General features: G+C 73.4%; 14 protein-coding genes. 6 read left to right on the top strand and 8 right to left on the bottom strand.

The annotated features are described in order from the left end of the window. Positions 1 to 52 precede the first annotated feature (52 nt). Positions 53 to 1,747, bottom strand: coding sequence for a vWA domain-containing protein (locus Sru02f_RS21865; RefSeq protein WP_109032333.1), 1,695 nt, complete (start codon positions 1,745 to 1,747; stop codon positions 53 to 55). Between the two features lie 20 nt (positions 1,748 to 1,767). Further along, on the bottom strand, positions 1,768 to 2,985 hold the full coding sequence (locus Sru02f_RS21860) for an AAA family ATPase (protein ID WP_109032334.1): 1,218 nt from the start codon (positions 2,983 to 2,985) through the stop codon (positions 1,768 to 1,770). A 136-nt stretch (positions 2,986 to 3,121) separates the two neighbouring features. Between Sru02f_RS21860 and Sru02f_RS21855 the strand changes: the two genes are divergently transcribed. After that, positions 3,122 to 4,996 carry a glycoside hydrolase family 9 protein gene (locus Sru02f_RS21855; RefSeq protein WP_167469559.1) on the top strand — a complete coding sequence of 625 codons (1,875 nt, stop codon included), beginning with the start codon at positions 3,122 to 3,124 and terminating at the stop codon, positions 4,994 to 4,996. Between the two features lie 34 nt (positions 4,997 to 5,030). On the opposite strand, the gene Sru02f_RS21850 is transcribed toward Sru02f_RS21855, so the two are convergent. Together Sru02f_RS21850 and Sru02f_RS21845 are read right to left on the bottom strand one after the other, a co-directional pair. Further along, the gene (locus Sru02f_RS21850) at positions 5,031 to 5,603 is read right to left on the bottom strand and encodes a TetR/AcrR family transcriptional regulator (protein WP_109032336.1); all 573 of its coding nucleotides are present in this window, start codon (positions 5,601 to 5,603) and stop codon (positions 5,031 to 5,033) included. A 60-nt stretch (positions 5,604 to 5,663) separates the two neighbouring features. Beyond that, positions 5,664 to 6,029 (bottom strand): MerR family transcriptional regulator, encoded by a 366-nt coding sequence (locus tag Sru02f_RS21845; protein ID WP_109032337.1) that lies wholly within the window; start codon positions 6,027 to 6,029, stop codon positions 5,664 to 5,666. 114 nt (positions 6,030 to 6,143) lie between these two features. On the opposite strand from Sru02f_RS21845, the gene Sru02f_RS21840 reads away from it, so the two are divergent. Both Sru02f_RS21840 and Sru02f_RS21835 read left to right on the top strand, forming a co-directional pair. Continuing rightward, entirely contained in the window at positions 6,144 to 7,217 is a 1,074-nt protein-coding gene (locus tag Sru02f_RS21840) for an alkene reductase (RefSeq protein WP_109032338.1), read from the top strand. Between the two features lie 104 nt (positions 7,218 to 7,321). Then, positions 7,322 to 8,689, top strand: coding sequence for a phosphatase PAP2 family protein (locus Sru02f_RS21835; protein ID WP_109032339.1), 1,368 nt, complete (start codon positions 7,322 to 7,324; stop codon positions 8,687 to 8,689). A 51-nt stretch (positions 8,690 to 8,740) separates the two neighbouring features. On the opposite strand, the gene Sru02f_RS21830 is transcribed toward Sru02f_RS21835, so the two are convergent. From Sru02f_RS21830 to Sru02f_RS21815, 4 genes are all read right to left on the bottom strand, one after another. Next, on the bottom strand, positions 8,741 to 9,661 hold the full coding sequence (locus Sru02f_RS21830; RefSeq protein WP_109032340.1) for an SDR family oxidoreductase: 921 nt from the start codon (positions 9,659 to 9,661) through the stop codon (positions 8,741 to 8,743). A gap of 134 nt (positions 9,662 to 9,795) precedes the next feature. Beyond that, positions 9,796 to 10,557 (bottom strand): hypothetical protein, encoded by a 762-nt coding sequence (locus tag Sru02f_RS21825; RefSeq protein WP_244941854.1) that lies wholly within the window; start codon positions 10,555 to 10,557, stop codon positions 9,796 to 9,798. A gap of 263 nt (positions 10,558 to 10,820) precedes the next feature. After that, entirely contained in the window at positions 10,821 to 12,341 is a 1,521-nt protein-coding gene (locus Sru02f_RS21820) for a catalase (RefSeq protein WP_109032342.1), read from the bottom strand. A 441-nt stretch (positions 12,342 to 12,782) separates the two neighbouring features. Continuing rightward, positions 12,783 to 13,751, bottom strand: a complete 969-nt coding sequence (locus Sru02f_RS21815; RefSeq protein ID WP_174855096.1) for a LysR substrate-binding domain-containing protein — start codon at positions 13,749 to 13,751, stop codon at positions 12,783 to 12,785. Positions 13,752 to 13,854: 103 nt separating this feature from the next. Here Sru02f_RS21815 and Sru02f_RS21810 point away from each other — a divergent pair, with 103 nt between their 5' ends. The 3 genes from Sru02f_RS21810 (at position 13,855) to mgrA (ending at position 16,389) form a co-directional block, all read left to right on the top strand. Beyond that, the gene (locus tag Sru02f_RS21810; protein WP_109032343.1) at positions 13,855 to 14,748 is read left to right on the top strand and encodes an NAD(P)H-binding protein; all 894 of its coding nucleotides are present in this window, start codon (positions 13,855 to 13,857) and stop codon (positions 14,746 to 14,748) included. 64 nt (positions 14,749 to 14,812) lie between these two features. After that, complete coding sequence (locus Sru02f_RS21805) at positions 14,813 to 15,178, top strand: darcynin family protein (RefSeq protein WP_109032344.1); 366 nt, start codon at positions 14,813 to 14,815, stop codon at positions 15,176 to 15,178. 164 nt (positions 15,179 to 15,342) lie between these two features. After that, positions 15,343 to 16,389, top strand: a complete 1,047-nt coding sequence (gene mgrA / locus Sru02f_RS21800) for an L-glyceraldehyde 3-phosphate reductase (protein WP_109032345.1) — start codon at positions 15,343 to 15,345, stop codon at positions 16,387 to 16,389. Positions 16,390 to 16,410 lie beyond the last annotated feature (21 nt).

The raw sequence follows: 16,410 nt of genomic DNA, 5'->3' as shown, positions 1-16,410 counted from the left end.
CGGGTCGGCCCGACTGCCGTGACGGCCGGGCGGGCCGGGCCGGGCGGCCGGCTCAGATGACGCGGAACAGGTCGGCGGCGGCGTGCACGTCGGTGAAGTCCTCGACGGAACGGAGGTTGTCGCACAGGGCCTCGAGGACCGAGCCGGCCGCCGCCACGCGCGGGGAGCCGACCCCCACGCCGAAGACCCGGAAGCCCAGCCGGCGCTTGGCCTCGTTCCAGCCCCGCATCCACGTCTCGGTGACACCGCAGTCGTCGTCGGTGAGCATCACGATGTCGCCGCGCGTGCGGGCGGCGTCGTCGAACTCCGCCTCGAGCAGTTCGCCCGCCGCCGACAGGGGCCGCTCGTAACTGGTGCCGCCGCCGAGGAAGGTCTCCGCGAAGTCGAGGGTACGGGCGAGACCGGCGGGCCGGTCGGCCGGGAAGCGGAAGACACGGAGCCGGTCGGCGGCGGAGAACACGATGCCGACGAAGTCCCGCCCCGCGTGACGGGCCTGGTCCAGCAGGGCCAGGGCGCACGCCTTCGCCCAGGCCTCCCGGGTGATGCCGCCGGGCCCCGCCTCGTACATGGAGTGCGAGGTGTCCACGCAGGCGATGACGGCGCCCCGGCCGGTGGCCTGTTCCCCCTGGCTGTCGTAGAGCATCAGTTCCCCGGCGGCGTAGCGGGCGGCGAACACCGCCCGCAGTTCCGGCAGTCCGAGGTTCGCCAGCTCGGACGGGATGACCCGGGAGAGGTCGTCGCCGAGCGTGACCCCGATCAGCTCCCCGGTGGCGTTCTGCACCTTGCGCGCGCGTTCGCCCTCGGCCATCTGCCGGAAACGGCCGATCAGTTCGGCCCACTCGGCGAGCCGTCCGGTGCGCAGCCGCTCGGCCAGCCGGGCGCGCTCGTCGAACGGCATCCGCTCCAGCTCGCCGGAACCGACACCCCAGGCCCGCATGAGCGCGGTCTCCTCCCGCGCGGCCGCCGCCGACTTCGCCACCGCACCGCGCGCGGCGGCACGGACGCCGGGGACCGCCGCGGCGAGCGACCGGGCCGCGTCCGAAGCGGCCCGCCTCCCGGCGGCGTCGGCCTCCCGGACCGCCCGCCGTACGGCGTCGGCGGCGGGTCCCGGCACGGTGCCGTCCTCGCCGGCCTCGTCGGCGGCCTGCCGGAGCGCCTCGGCGACGGCGTCCGCCGCGTCCTCGGCCTCCCGCCGGGCCCGCTCCGCCCGCTCGTCCCGGTCCCGGGCGGGCCGGGAGTCCTCCAGCATCCGGCGCAGCGCGCTGCCCTGGGCGAGCACGGCCATGGCCGCGGCGTACGGGTCGCCGGCCGTCTCCCGGTGCAGCTCGGCGAAGTCCGCAGACTCCAGCAGCGCGGCGACGAGACGGTGGTTGACCAGCCGGGAGGGTTCCAGCTCGGCGGGCTCGCGCAGGCGAGGGGCGGTCTTGTAGGCGGCCAGGAAGACGTCGGTGAGCAGGTCGGCCGTGTGCGCGTGGTGCTCGCCCAGGTCACCCGCCAGCTCGCGCAGCGCGGGCGACTGCTCGTAGGTGTCGCGCCAGGCCATGCGGTCGAAACGGTCCGCGGCCACGGCCCCGGTGTGCCGCGCGGGGGCGGCGCCCGACCGGGCCAGCCACGTTCCGGCGCGGTCCGCCAGCACGTCGAGCCGGCTCGCTGTTCCGCCCCCGTGCGTGTCCGCGTCCCTCGCCGTGCCCGTGTCCGTGGCCGTGCCCGTGTCGGTGCCCGTGCCCGTGGCCGTGTCCTCGTCCATGGTGCCGTCCGCCGCGGTGCTCAGAGCTGGGCCTGGACCGTGCTCGCGTCCACCCCGAGGGCCTCGGTGAGCACCCGGGCGCGGACGGCGCGCTGGCGGCCGGTGACCCGGTCGATGGCGGTGGTGGAGCGGCCCGCGCCCACCGCCTCCGCGCGCAGTCGCTCCAGCCGCTTGCCCGCCATGGCCAGCTGGTTGTGGGCCTTCTTGATGACCCACTCGCTCAGCGCCTCGCGGGACTGCCCGGCCATGGCGTCGAGCTGGGTCTCCAGCTCCTCGATGGTGTCGGCGAGGTCGAGCGCCTCCTTGGCGTCCGGATTGACCAGGTGCAGTACTTCGCGCTCGACCGTCGGCCGTTCGGCGGGGGAGTTCCACAGCACGTGGGTCAGCACCGACAGGTCGCTCTCCGCGACCGAGGGACGTCCGTCGAGGTACGCGGACGCCTGGAGCAGGCCCACCGCCTGCCGCCAGCGGCGGTCGGAGGCGATCAGCTCCTTGCGGCGCAGGGCGGCCCGCAGCGTGCACACGGCGTCCACGATCCCGTCGGGCACCTCCACGGCGGGAACGGCCTCGGCCACGGCGTGCCGCAGCGCGGCCAGGTCCACGGTGGTCCGCTTCGGCGTGGCCGGGCGGCTGACGGCGGAGCGGACCAGAGCGGCGAAGTTCGAGGGGTCCTCCAGGTACGTGACCTCGATCCGCACCAGGAGCCGGTCGTAGATCGCGGCCGAGTCCTCGCCGTCGGGCAGCTCGTTGCTCGCCGTGATGGCGCCGATGAGCGGGCAGCGGACGGGCTCACCGCCGCTCTCGGGGTGGTAGATCCGCTCGTTGAGGTAGCCCAGCGTCTCGTTCAGCGCCGCCGTGGAGCACTTGAAGATCTCGTCGATGAACGCGACGTGCGCGGTGGTGGCGCGCCCCTCGTAGACCTGGCGGTACTCGCCGCGAGCGAGCGCGGCGACGTCGACCGGCCCGAACATCCTCGTCGGCGCGGTGAACTTGGAGAGCAGGATCTCCCAGTAGGACGCCCCCACGATCCGGCCCGTGAGTTCCCTGGCCAGCTCGGACTTCGCGGTTCCCGGCGGGCCGAGGATCAGCGAGTGCCGACCGGCCAGCAGCGTCACCAGCAGCGTCCGTACGACGTCGGCCCGTTCGTAGAAGCGGTCCGACAACTCGTCGCCGATCGCCCGGAGTCGCTCGGCCGTGTCCTGGGCGGCCGGTGCCTCCCGCGGATCCTTCTGGCCCATGGCCGACTCCTCCTGTGGCGGTCCGGGTGGGCTGGCGGATCAGAGCCTATCCCGCACAAACGTCCACTTCCCCGCCCCGCCCCCGGTCACCACCTCGGCCCCCGCCGCGGTGGTGCCATCGACCAGACTGTCCGCCATGAACCGCTTCCTCTCATCGTCGGCCCGCTCCGTGTCGGCCGTGACCGCTTCCGTCCTGGCGGCCTGCTGCCTCACCGCGTGCTCCGGGGACGGCGGCGAGGCGCCGGCGGCCATCCGCGTCAACCAGGCCGGTTACCTGGCCGGTGAGAAGAAGCTCGCCTATGTCATGGGCGACCGGGACACCTTGGCGGACGCCGGGTTCGAGGTCCTGGACGAGCGCGGCGACACGGCCGGGCAGGGCGACCTCGGGCCCTCCCTCGGCGGCTGGAACGACACGTACACGGCGGTGCGCACCATCGACCTCTCCTCGCTGCACCGCACCGGCACCTACCGGCTGCGCCTGGTCGGCGCGGGCGGCGAGCCCGAGGTCCGCTTCCGGGTGGCGCCGGCGGGGCAGTTGCTGGACCCGCTGCGCGCGGACGGCGTGCGCTTCTTCGGCACCCAGCGGGACGGCGGGGACGTACTGGCCGACGCGACCGGGCGGGAGCCCTCGCACCTGACCGACGAGCGGGCGCGCGTCTACGAGCCGGCGGGCACCGGCCCGCCGGCCGAGGTCGGCGGGCCCGTGGACGTGTCGGGCGGCTGGTTCGACGCGGGCGACTTCCTGAAGTTCACGCACACGACGTCCTACGTGGTGGCACAGATGCTGAGCACCGTCCGCGACACACCGGCGGTGCCCGGACTGCGGGAGGAGGCACGGCACGGTCTGAGCTGGCTGGACAGGATGTGGGACGGGGAGACGGGCACGCTCTACGCCCAGGTGGGGCTGGGGTCGGGCGGCCAGGAGGTCCGCGGCGACCACGACGTGTGGCGGCTGCCCGAACAGGACGACCGGCGCACCGTGCGACCGGGCGACCCGGACTACCTCCTCAAGTACCGGCCCGTCTTCCGCGCCAACGAACCGGGGGAGCCCCTGAGCCCCAACCTCGCGGGCCGGGTGGCCGCGGCCTTCGCCCTCGCCGCGCAGACCGGGGCCGAGGACGATCCGGCACAGGCCCGCGAGTGGCTGGACAAGGCCGCCGCCGTCTACGCGCGGGCGGACACCCGGCCGGACGCGGGGAACCTGGTCACCACCGTGCCCGCGGACTACTACCAGGAGCACTCCTGGCGCGACGACATGGAGTGGGCGGCCGTCGAACTCTCCCGAGGCGCCCACGCCCTGGGCGACGCACGCGCCTCGCGGTGGCGCGGCGCGGCGGTCGACTGGGCCCGCGCGGCCCTGCGCGAGGAGCGCGGCGGCACCCTGGGCCCCGCCGACGTCAGCGCCCTCGCCCACGCCGACGTGCTCACCTCGGCGGACCCCGACGCCGACCTCGCGGCCGCCCTGGAGGCGGAACTGCGGCGGCAGGTGGAGGCGGGGCGAAAGCGCGCGGCCGAGGATCCCTTCCGCTCGGGCGTCATACCCACCGACTTCGACGCGGTGCCGAACACCTTCGGGCTGCTCGCGACCGCCGAGCTGTACGCGCGCGTCACCGGCGACCACCGGTACGACGACTTCGCCGCCCAGCAGCGGGCCTGGGTCTTCGGGGCCAACGCCTGGGGCACCAGCTTCGTCGTGGGCGCGGGCGACCTCTACCCGCACTGCCTCCAGCACCAGGTCGCCAACCTGGCGATGAGCCGCACCGGCCGCGGCGACATCCTGCGCGGCGCCGTCGTCAACGGGCCCAACGACGCGGACCTGCTGAAGGAGCAGGACGCCTTCGACGGGAGCCGTCCCTGCTCCTTCGCGCCGGAGGGCGGGCCGTGGTCGCGGTACGACGGTCACGGCGCCGGCTACGTCGACGACGTGCGGGCCTGGCAGACGGTGGAACCGGCGGACGACTTCACCTCGACGGCGCTGTACGCACTCTCCCTCACCGCCGCGCGGTCCTGACGCGAAGGGGACGCCGCACCTGCCCGGCGCCGGGTCAGGACGTGGTCGGCCAGGTCCGCAGCAGGACGTCCAGCGCGTCGAGGATCTCCGTCCAGCTCTCCTGCGAGTCGGGGGCGCTGTGGCTGAACCCGCCCGAGGCCTCCAGCCCGACGAAGCCGCTGAAGACGCTGCCCAGCAGCCGCACGGCATGGGTCTGGTGCGGTTCCGCCAGGCGGTACCCGCGCAGGATCGCCCGTGACATCTGGGAGTGCCGCCCCCCGGCACTGGCGGCCGCCGCCTGGGCGTCGAGCGGGAACTGCGTGGCGGCGAAGCGGCCCGGGTGTTCACGGGCGTAGTCGCGGTAGACGTTCGCGAACGCGGTCAGCGCGTCCTTGCCGGCCCGCCCGGCCACCGCCTCGGAGGCCAGGTCGGCCAGCTCCTCGAGGGCGAACAGCGCGATCCCGGTCTTGAGCTCGTGGGCGTTCTTCACATGCGAGTACAGACTCGCCGTGCGGACGCCGAACCGCCGGGCCAGCTCCGTCGGCGTGGTGCGCTCGAAGCCGATCTCGTCGGCCGTCTCGGCCCCAGCCCTGATCAGACCCTCGGTCGTCAGTCCTACCCGAGCCACACCCGTCCTCCGCATCGCTCACCCGGCAGCCGGGCAAGATTATGAGCTTGCCTAACGTGATTAGGCAAACTGGGCGTCCCGGTACTCACGGGCGGCCGTCATCAGGGCGTTGAGCGCGTCCCTGGTACGGACGAGGTCGGCGATGTGCTCGGTCAGCCGGTCCCGCTCCTGCGCCATGCGCTCCAGCGCGGCGTCGGAATGGGCCTCGCTGGGCGCGTCCACGCAGGGCAGCAGTTCGGCGATGGTCCGGCTGGACAGGCCCGCGGTGTACAGCCGCTGGAGGAACTGGACCCGCTCGACCTCGTGCTCCGTGTACTGGCGCTGGCCGCCGGCGCTGCGCGTGCTGGCCAGCAGCCCCTGGTCCTCGTAGTAGCGCACCGACCGGACGCTGACCCCGGCCCGCGAGGCCACTTCCCCGATCCGCATGTCCTGCTCCCTGCTGTGATCCGCGGCACACTTACTTGCCTCTGACGTCAGTGTCAGGTTCTAGCGTAGCCGTCGTGCCCGAGATCCGGGCCCGCGGACCGAAGGAGTCCTGACATGACGTCCCTCTTCGACAGTTACCGGCTCGGCGGCCTGACGCTGCCCAACCGGATGGTCATGGCCCCGATGTCGCGGGTGCGCGCCGCCGGGGGCGGCCTGGCCACGCCGTCGATGGCCACGTACTACGCCCAGCGCGCCACCGCCGGACTGATCGTCTCCGAGGGAGTGCATCCGAACGAGGTCGGCCAGTCCAACCCGGGGACCCCCGGGCTGCACACCGACGAGCAGGTGGCCGCGTGGCGCCCCGTCACCGCCGCCGTGCACACCAACGGCGGACGGATCTTCGCCCAGATCATGCACGGTGGTCGCGTCTCGCACCCCGACACCACGGGCATGCTGCCGGTCGGCCCCTCGGCCGTCCCGGCCGTCGGGGAGGTGTTCACGCCGACCGGGCCGCAGCCCGTGCCGACGCCGCGCGCGCTGGAGACCGCCGAAGTGCCGGAACAGGCCCGGTCCTACGCCGAAGCGGCCCGCCGCGCCGTCGACGCCGGATTCGACGGCGTCGAGCTGCACGGCGCCAACGGCTACCTCATCTCGCAGTTCCTCTCCTCGAACGCGAACCTGCGCACCGACCGCTACGGTGGCCCGGTGGCCCACCGGATCCGCTTCGCCGTCGAGGCCGTGTCCGCGACCGTCGAGGCCGTCGGCGCCGACCGGACCGGTATCCGCCTCTCCCCGGCGGGCACGTTCTGGGGCGTCGAGGAGACCGACGTGCTCGACCTCTACACCGAGCTGCTGACCGAGCTGTCGCGCCTCGGCATCGCCTACGTCCACCTTGAGGCCACCGCCGACGAGGACCTGCTGGTCGCCCTGCGCCGCGTGTGGCCGGGCACGCTCGTCATGAACCCGGTGCTGCCGATGGGACCCAAGCAGACCGGTCGTGAGGACGCCGACCACTGGCTCGGGCTCGGGGCCGACCTCATCAGCTTCGGCCGCGGCTTCATCGCCAACCCGGACCTGGTCGAGCGGCTGCGCACGAGCCTGCCGGTGGCACCGGTGGACGAGTCCACGTACTACCAGGGCGGTGACGCGGGCTACCTGACCTACCCGGCATACCAGCACACGGCCTGACGGCGGGCCCGGGGGTCGGCGAAGCGGTGCCGTTAGCATGTTCGAGCTCGTGACGATCCGTACGAGCTACCGATTCGTCCGACCCCTAGCAAACGGGCCAACAAGTGAAGACCACACCGACACGAATACTCTCGCGAAGAGACCTCGGCACCCTGTTCGCCGCGTGGCGCCGGCCGCGGGCCGTGCTGTGGACCGCGGCCGGTGTGGTGACCCTCGGTTTCCTCATCGCGCTGGAGATCGTCGCGCGCCACTACGGCGTGCGGGGCCCGATCACCAACCAGGCGCGGGAGGTGGTCTTCTCCCCGCGCTCCGGGCCCCTGCTGTACGCCGGTCTCGCCCTGACGATGGTGGTGCTCACCTGGCGCCAGCGCCTCGTCGCGGCCGGCGCGGCGATCGGCATCGACGTCGTCTTCCTGCTGGCGCGCTGGGCGGTCGGCGCTGACCCGAACTTCGGCAACGGCGCGCTGTGGGTGGTCCTCGGCTGCGCGGTCGTCGCCGTGACGCGCCGCACGGGCAGCGAACGGGCCCTGCTGCTCAAAGGCGCCGGGCTGGGCCTGCTCCTTGTGGCCGGGCACAAGACGGGCGACACCTGGCTGCTCATCACCTCGGAGACCCGCAAGACGGTGCTCGACCCGTACGTGGCCACCGCCGACCAGGCACTGGGCAACCCCTCGTGGCTGGTCGGCCGGTTCGTCGAGGCCACCGAGCCGGTCGGCGGCCACGTACTCCACCTCGTCTACGGCCAGCTGCCCCTGGCCGCCGCCCTCGTCGGGCTGTACCAGCTGCGCCACGTGGCGGCCGAGCGCCGGTTCCCGAGCCACCACCTCGTGCGCACCTTCCTCGTCATCGGCCTGCTCGGGCCCGCCGTCTACATGGTCTTCCCGGTCGTCGGACCGGTCTTCGCCTACGGCGCCGAAGGCGGTCAGTGGGCGGTGGCCAACCTGTGGCCGGGCACCCTGCCGCCGGCCGGTGCGCCGCACCCGATCCCGTTCGACGACATCACCCCGCGCAACTGCATGCCCAGCCTGCACACGGCGTGGGCCACGACGCTGTTCGTCCACTCCCGCAGGGGTTCCCGGGGCATGCGCTTCGCGGGCGCGTTCTGGCTGGTCGCCACCCTCACCGCGACCCTGGGCTTCGGCTACCACTACGGCGCCGACCTCCTCGCCGGGGTGGTCTTCGCGCTCACGGTCGAGGCCGCGATGCGGGCGTCCGCGCGGGGCTGGGACGGTGCGGCCGTCCGGCTGGTCGCGTACGGCACGACGGTGTTCGCGGTGCTGCTGGTGTCCTACCGGTACCTGCCGGGGGAGATGGCCGAGTACCCGTGGGCCGCCGGGCCGCTGCTTCTGCTCGTGACGGCCTCCGTGGTCCTCGGGTACCTGCGCACCACCCGGCGGTGGGAGGCGAAGGCCGTGCCGGCGCGGCAGCCGGAACCGCCGCGCCCCGCGGAGCCTCAGCCCGAGCTGGTCTGAGGCCCGGCCCGGGGCCCCTCGCGGCAGCCGGGGCCGCGGGAGGCCACCGGGCTACTTGAAGTAGTGGCCCTGCTCCAGGTCCTCGACGAGCCCGGGCTGGACGGGCTCCCATCCCAGCAGCTCGCGGGTCAGGACGCTGGAGGCCGCGCGGTTGGCCGCGAGGGGCCCCGCCAGCCAGCCGAAGTGGGCCTCCGCGTCCGCGGCCGGGACCGACACCACCGGCAGGCCCAGCTGCCGGCCCACCACCTCGGCGAGGTCCCGCACCGGCAGGCCCTCCTCCGCGACGGCGTGCAGCGTCGAGCCCGCCGGGGCCTTCTCCAGCGCGAGGCGGAACAGGCGCGCGGAGTCGAGACGGTGCGCGGCCGACCAGCGGTTGGCGCCGTCGCCGATGTACCCGGAGACGCCCTTGCCGCGGGCGATCCCGATGAGGGCCGGTACGAACCCGTTGTCCCCCTCGCCGTGATTGGTCGGCGCCAGCCGTACCACCGAGGAGCGGACACCGCGGGCGGACAGGGAGAGGGTCAGCTCGGCGGTGACGGCCCGGATGTGCTGGGCGTCGCCCCGGGCGGCCGCGGCCCGGTCCGCGTCGTGGCCGTCGCGCTCGGTAGCCACGTGCCCGGGGATCGCGGGCGTACCGGACGCGATCGTGAACGGCCGGTCGGACCCGGCGAGCGCCTCGCCGATCACCTCGACGGCCCGCCGGTCGGCCTCGCCGGCGCCCTTGAAGTCGCCGGAGAACGCGATGTCGTGCTTGAAGGCCAGGTGGACGACCCCGTCCGAGTCGGCGGCGGCCCGCCGCAGGACGTCGAGGTCGTCCAGGGTGCCCCGGACCACGCCGGCCCCGGCCGCGGTGAGCGCCTCGGCCGAGGCGTCCGAACGGGCGAGTCCCACGACCTGATGTCCGGCCCCGATGAGCTCGGGAACGACGGCTGAGCCGATCCAGCCGGAGGCGCCGGTGACGAAAACACGCATGAGATTCCTCCAGGTATGTCGGTGTACGGCGGCTGCCCGTCCGGGACCGGGTGCGGGTACGGGTGACGGGCGCGGCACCGAGACCTTCGATGACAGCCGCTGTCATCGAAGGTAACATGCGATGTCAGTGACTGTCATGGCTGGCCGTCAGCGAACGCGCCGCGGTGCCGCGGACGCATCAGCGCGAGGTCGTCGCCCCAGGCGTCCAGCGTCGCCGCGTGTCCCGCCCCGCGCGCCGCGGCCTCGACCCTGCCGAACAGCTCTCGCTGCACGTCCGTGCCACCGGCCCCGGTGATCCGTCCGAGCGTGGCCAGGAGTTCGTGCCCGTCCCACCCCGGGAGCGGGAACCGGTCCAGTTCCCACTCCAGGTACTTGTTGTAGGGGCGCGGACGGCGGTCGAGGGCGAACAGCAGCTCCAGCAGGAAGCCGAGGCTGTCCGCCGCGTCGAGCCGCGCGGCGAGCGGATGCCCGTCCCGGGCGTTCTTGAGCGACCGGTAGTGAGAGTTGGCGTAGGCGTCCAGCCGGGCGGCCGCGACCCGCGAGGCCTCCGCGGCGCCGAGCCGCCCCTTGGCGGTCACCATCCTCGCGATGCGCCCGCCGAGCCGGTCGAGCAGGACCCGGGCCCGCGCGATCGCGTAGCGCTCCCAGCCGCCGAGCCGGTCGAACTCCGCCACCGTCACGACGACCAGGTCCAGCCGGGCGGAGCGGAAACCGTCGAGTCCCCGCAGGCCGGTCCGCGCCTCGTCGGTGACCACGACGTACACGTCGTGGTCGGAGTGCCGGGTGGGCATGCCGTCGTGGGCGTGGGAACCCTTGAGGACCAGACCGACGACGTCGGGGTCGGCGGTGGCGTGCGCGAGGAACGCCTCATAGGTCATCGGATGCGGTGCGGACACGTGCGGACCTCCGGACTGCTTGACGGGAGACATGCCGAGCCGCCCTCGACGTCCGGTCGACGAGAGGGCGGTCACTCCGTCCGCGGCGGCCGAGGCCACCGCACCGCAGATCAACGCACGCCCGGATGCTAACAGCCCGCACTCCGACGAGCCCATGCCGCGACCTCGGCGCAACCGCCTGCGACGGAGTCCCGCCGGTCATGCGCGACGGGGCGTGCGCCGGTCGGCGCACGCCCCGTCGGAGCGGAGAACCGCGGGAGGACTCAGGCCTTGTCCTGCATGGACTGCCGGGCCGGATTGCGCTGCTCGGCGGCCTTGAAGTCCTTCTCGCCCGCCTTCGCCCGCACCCCCTTGGCGATGCGGTCGCCGATGGTCCTGTCGATGTTCGACCAGTACTCGAACGCCCGCTGCAGCACGGGCTCGGTCACCTCGTTGAGGAGGTGGTCCACCACGTTGTCGACCAGCCGGTCCCGGGCCGCGTCGTCCAGCACCTCGCGGACCAGGGTGCCCGGCTGCCCCCAGTCGTCGTCCTCGGCGTGGCTGACGTAGGCCGTGCGCGTGATGGACCCGTCCGTCTCCCAGCTGGGCGGCGTGCCGAAGTGCTCGGTGTCGGCGGCCGGACCCCCCTTGGAGTTCGGCGCGTAGACCGGATCGGTCGTCTTGCGGTAGGCCATCGCACCGTCCTTGGAGTAGGTGCGGACATCGACGACCGGGGCGTTCACGGGAAGCTGCTGGTAGTTCGCGCCGATCCGGTAGCGGTGGGCGTCGGCGTACGAGAACAGCCGGGCCAGCAGCATGCGGTCCGGGCTCGGGCCGATGCCGGGGACCAGGTTGTTGGGCTGGAAGGCCGCCTGCTCGATCTCGGCGTGGTTGTCCGTCGGGTTCCGGTCCAGCGTCATGCGGCCGACCGGGATCAGCGGGTAGTCGCCGTGCGGCCACACCTTCGTCAGGTCGAAGGGGTTGAACCGGTAGCCCGCGGCCTCCTCGTACGGCATGACCTGCACGTGCAGCGTCCAGCTCGGGAAGTCGCCGTCGCGGATGTGCTCGAAGAGGTCCCGCATGTGGTAGTCGGTGTCGGCCGCGGCCATCTGGTCGGCCTCGTGCTGGGTGAAGAACTCGATGCCCTGGTCCGTCTTGAAGTGGTACTTCACCCAGAAGCGCTCGCCCGAGGCGTTGATCCACATGTAGGTGTGGGAGGTGTAGCCGTTCATGTGCCGCCAGGTGCGCGGGATGCCGCGGTCTCCCATGAGCCAGGTGACCTGGTGCGCGGATTCCGGCGAGAGCGTCCAGAAGTCCCACTGCATGTCGTGGTCGCGCAGGTTGCTGTCCGCCCGGCGCTTCTGCGACCGGATGAAGTGCTGGAACTTCATCGGGTCCTTGACGAAGAAGACCGGCGTGTTGTTGCCGACCATGTCGTAGTTGCCCTGGCTGGTGTAGAACTTCACCGCGAAGCCCCGCGGGTCGCGCCAGGTGTCCGGGCTGCCGCGTTCGCCGGCGACGGTCGAGAACCGGGCGACCAGGTCGGTCCGCGTGCCCGGCTGGAAGACGGCCGCCTTGGTGTAGGCGCTCACGTCGTGCGTCACCTCGAAGTGGCCGAAGGCGCCGCTGCCCTTGGCGTGCGGCTGGCGTTCCGGGATGCGCTCCCGGTTGAACTGCGCCATCTGCTCGATGAGGTAGGCGTCCTGGAGGAGGACCGGACCCGCCGGGCCCGCGGTGAGCGAGTGTTCGTCGCTCTCCGCCGGTGCGCCGGAGTCCGTGGTGGTGGCGGGCGGGGTGTCCGTCATGAGACTGCCTTTCGTCGGGGAGTGGCTGACGCCCAGGAGCCGCGCGACTCGAACACGGGGTGCGGGACCCCCTCCGCCCTGCCTGGCAGAGCGGTCCCGCCGACGCCCGGGCCGTGCCCGGTGCCCCGGCCCGCGTGGTTCCCGCGGCACGTGTGCCCAGGAGCGGCCGCGCCAATCGGGAGCGGGTGCCGGCGCGGGCCGGGCAGGAGGGGGAGGGGCGGATCCCGTCGGCGCGTCGGCTCGTCGGCCGTGCCGCGTCCCGGCGCCGGGACGCACCGCGTGCTCGCCCATCCGTCCAGGCCTTCCGGAGTGCCGTCGTCCGTATCAGTCTCCGCCGCCGCCCGGCCCCGCAAGCGGAGCGGGCGCGGCGGGGCGGCGGATGCGGCGGTTGCTGCGGCCGTGGGGAAGACGGATCGGCGCCCTGTCCCGCCCGCGCCCCGGCTACCCGCGCCCGCCGGACGGCTCGGCGCACAGCACCCGGCGGACCGCGGCGCGCAGCCAGTGGTGCGCGCCGTCGGCCGTGTGCCGGGGATGCCAGGCCATGCCGATGGTCACCGGCGGCAGTGGCAGCGGGATGTCGAGGAGGCGCAGTCCGAGGACCGAGGCCTGTTCGGTGAGCGGGCCGGGTGAGGAGTCGCCGTCCGGCGCGGCGGGCACCAGCGCGACGACGTCGGTGCGGGCGGCGAGGGACAGGGCGGCCAGATGCCCCGGCAGGACGACGGCGACCCGGCGGCTGAGGCCGTGCTCGGCGAGGGCGGCGTCGACCGGACCGTCGAACCGGCCGCGGCGGCTGACTCCGACGTGCTCGGCGGCGGCGAACCGCGCCGCGGTCAGAGGCCCTTCGGTGAGCGGGTGACCGGGCCGGACGGCCGCCGTCATCCGCAGGGTGACCAGCTCCTCGACCTGCGTCTCGGGGTCCACGTGGTCGATCGCCCCGACCTCCAGGTCCACCCGGCCGTCGCGCAGGGCCGGTCCGGCCTCCAGTTCCTCGGCCCGAAACCGCAGCGAGATCCCCGGCGCCTCCCGTCCGGCCAGCGTCAGCAGCCCGGTGGCGAGGGCCGCGCCGACCAGGTCGGCGGCCTGGATGCTGAAGGTGCTGCGCAGGGTGGCCGGGTCGACGCCGGTGGCCGGGGTCAGCAGCGCGCCGAGCCGGCGTACGACGGTGGCGGCCTCGTCCCGCAGGGCCAGCGCCCTCGGGGTCGGCACCATGGTCTGCCCCGCCCGGACCAGCAGGGGGTCCTGGAGGAGACGGCGGAGGCGGCCGAGGGTGCGGCTCATGGCGGCGGGGGAGGTGCGCATGCGGGCGGCGGCGCGGGTGACGCTCTGCTCGGCCAGCAGGGCGTCGAGCGCCACGGCGAGGTTGGCGTCGATGACCGGCGCGATCCGATCTGTGCTGTTCACCAGTGTCATTCCGTTCTGGGCAACAATCCCTTGCTGAAGTTCCCATTGTGGCAACACCGCGCGGCTCCGCAGGATGTGGGCGTACCCGAACGGAACGACCCACGAGGTTTTCATGATCGTCATCACTGCCCCCACCGGGAACATCGGGCGCCGGCTGCTGCCCCTGCTCCTGGAGTCCGCCCCCGCCCGGGGCGAGGAACTGCGCGTGATCGTGCGCGACCCCGCACGCCTGGCCGACCCGGTGCGTGAGCGCGTCGAGGTGGTCACCGGCTCGCACGGTGACCCCGCAGTCGTCGACCGTGCCTTCGACGGCGCCGATGCCGTCTTCTGGCTCGTCCCGCCGGACGCCTCCCGCGCCCCGGACGACGCCTACCGGGGCTTCACCCGGCCCGCGGCGAACGCGCTCGCCGCACACCGTGTCGGCCATGTCGTCGGCGTCTCCGCACTCGGCCGCGGCACCCCGGTCGCGGCCCGGGCGGGGCTCGTCACCGCGTCCCTCGCCGTGGACGACCTCATCGCGGAAACCGGCGTCGCCCACCGGGCCCTGGCGAGCCCGTCGTTCTTCGAGAACCTGCTGGAGGAGGCCGCTTCGATCCGGGAGCGCGGCTGCTTCACCGACGTCGTCGACGCCGAGCGCAAGGCCCCCCTCGTGGCCGTCGCCGACATCGCCGCCGTGGCCGCCGGCCTCCTGCTCGACCGGTCCTGGACCGGCACCGGCAGCGTCCCGGTGCTCGGGCCGCGGGACCTGTCGCCCAACGACATGGCCCGCATCATGACCGAACAGCTCGGCCGCCCCGTCCGCTACGAACGCCAGGCGTTCGACGACCTGCGCACCACCCTCGTCGGCCACGGCCTCGACCGGGAGTTCGTGGACGGCGTCGTCGACATGAAGCGGGCCAAGGACGACGGCCTCGACGCGGGCGTCGCCCGCACCCCGGACACGGCCACCCCGACCACCTTCGAGGACTGGGTCGCCCGGACCCTCGCGCCCGTGGTCCTGTCCTGACTCCTCACCCCCGCACTCCGGCCATCCCCGCACACCCACTCTCGCCCCGAAACAAGGAGCAACCATGCCCGAAGAGACGGCCCACACCCCGGTCACCGCGTTCATGCTCGTCAAGACCACACCCGAGTGGCTCGCCCTGACCGTCGAGGAGCGGGTGCACGCCTTCACCACGGAGGTCGTCCCCGTCGTCAGGGCCAGGACCACCGGCGTCCGGTCACGCTTCTACGACACGGAGTTCTACTCCGCCCGCGTCACCGACGTGTGGGTCTGGGAGGCCGACGACCACCACGCCTATCAGCTCCTCGTCGACGCCCTGCGCGAGACGCCCTTCTGGGACCGGTACTTCGAGGTCGTCGACCTCCTGGTGGGCACGGAAAACGGTTACGCGCGCACCTACGGAGTCGAAGCGGTCACCACCATCTCCACCTGACCGCCGGCGGTCCGCCGGGGACCGCGACGCCGGACGGGACGAGTGCGACCAGGTGGATCACCCCGCCGACGACGGTGAGAAACTGACGGCGCCCGCGATGCCGCCGTGGCCGGACGGTCACGCGGCGCGGGCCGCCCGACCCGCTTCCCCGCCGGAGAACCCCCATGAACCACATCGCGGACCCCAGCCGCTACGACGGCAGCATGCTCTACCGCCGCACCGGACGCTCCGGGCTCGACCTGCCCGCGCTCTCCCTGGGCTACTGGCACAACTTCGGCGACGACAAGCCGTTCGAGGCCCAGCGGCGGATCGCCCTGCGCGCCTTCGACCTAGGTATCACCCACCACGACCTCGCCAACAACTACGGTCCGCCCTACGGGTCGGCCGAGATCAACTTCGGCCGGATCATGCGGCAGGACCTGGCGCCGTACCGCGACGAGCTGGTGGTCTCCACCAAGGCCGGGTGGGACATGTGGCCCGGCCCGTACGGCCAGGGCGGCGGCTCCCGCAAATACGTGCTCGCCTCGCTCGACCAGTCACTGAAGCGGACCGGTCTCGACTACGTCGACATCTTCTACTCCCACCGCCTGGACGCCTCCACCCCACTGGAGGAGACCATGACGGCGCTGGACACGGCGGTGCGGCAGGGCAAGGCGCTCTACGTCGGCATCTCCTCCTACGACGCCGAGCGCTCCCGGCAGGCCGCGGCGATCCTCCGCGACCTGGGCACACCGCTGCTGATCCACCAGCCGTCGTACAACATGCTCAACCGGTGGATCGAGACCGAGGGCCTGCTCGACGCGGCCGCCGACGAGGGCTTCGGCGTCATCGGGTTCACCGCGCTGGCCCAGGGGCTGCTCACCGGCCGCTATCTCGACGGTGTGCCCGAGGGGTCCCGCGCCACCCAGGGCAAGTCCTTCGCGACCGGCTGGCTCACCGAGGACACCGTCCGGCGGCTGCGCGCCCTGAACGACATCGCCGCCCGCCGGGGCCAGAGCCTGGCGCAGATGTCGCTCGCCTGGGCGCTGCGCGACCCGCGCGTCACCTCGCTGGTGATCGGTGCCTCCCGGCCCGAGCAGCTGGAGGAGAACGTCGCCGCCCTGGCCAACCTGTCCTTCGGCGACGACGAACTGGCCGAGATCGACGAGTACGCGGTCGTCGACGGTGACGTCGACCTGTGGCGGCGGGCCCGCACCGGCGACCTCGGCTGAGGCGTCCCCCGCCCCCAGAAG

Origin of the sequence: Streptomyces rubrogriseus (genome assembly GCF_027947575.1) — a bacterium.
In the GTDB taxonomy this organism is placed as follows: Bacteria; Actinomycetota; Actinomycetes; order Streptomycetales; family Streptomycetaceae; genus Streptomyces; species Streptomyces rubrogriseus.
This window is presented reverse-complemented; position numbering and strand designations above follow the sequence as displayed.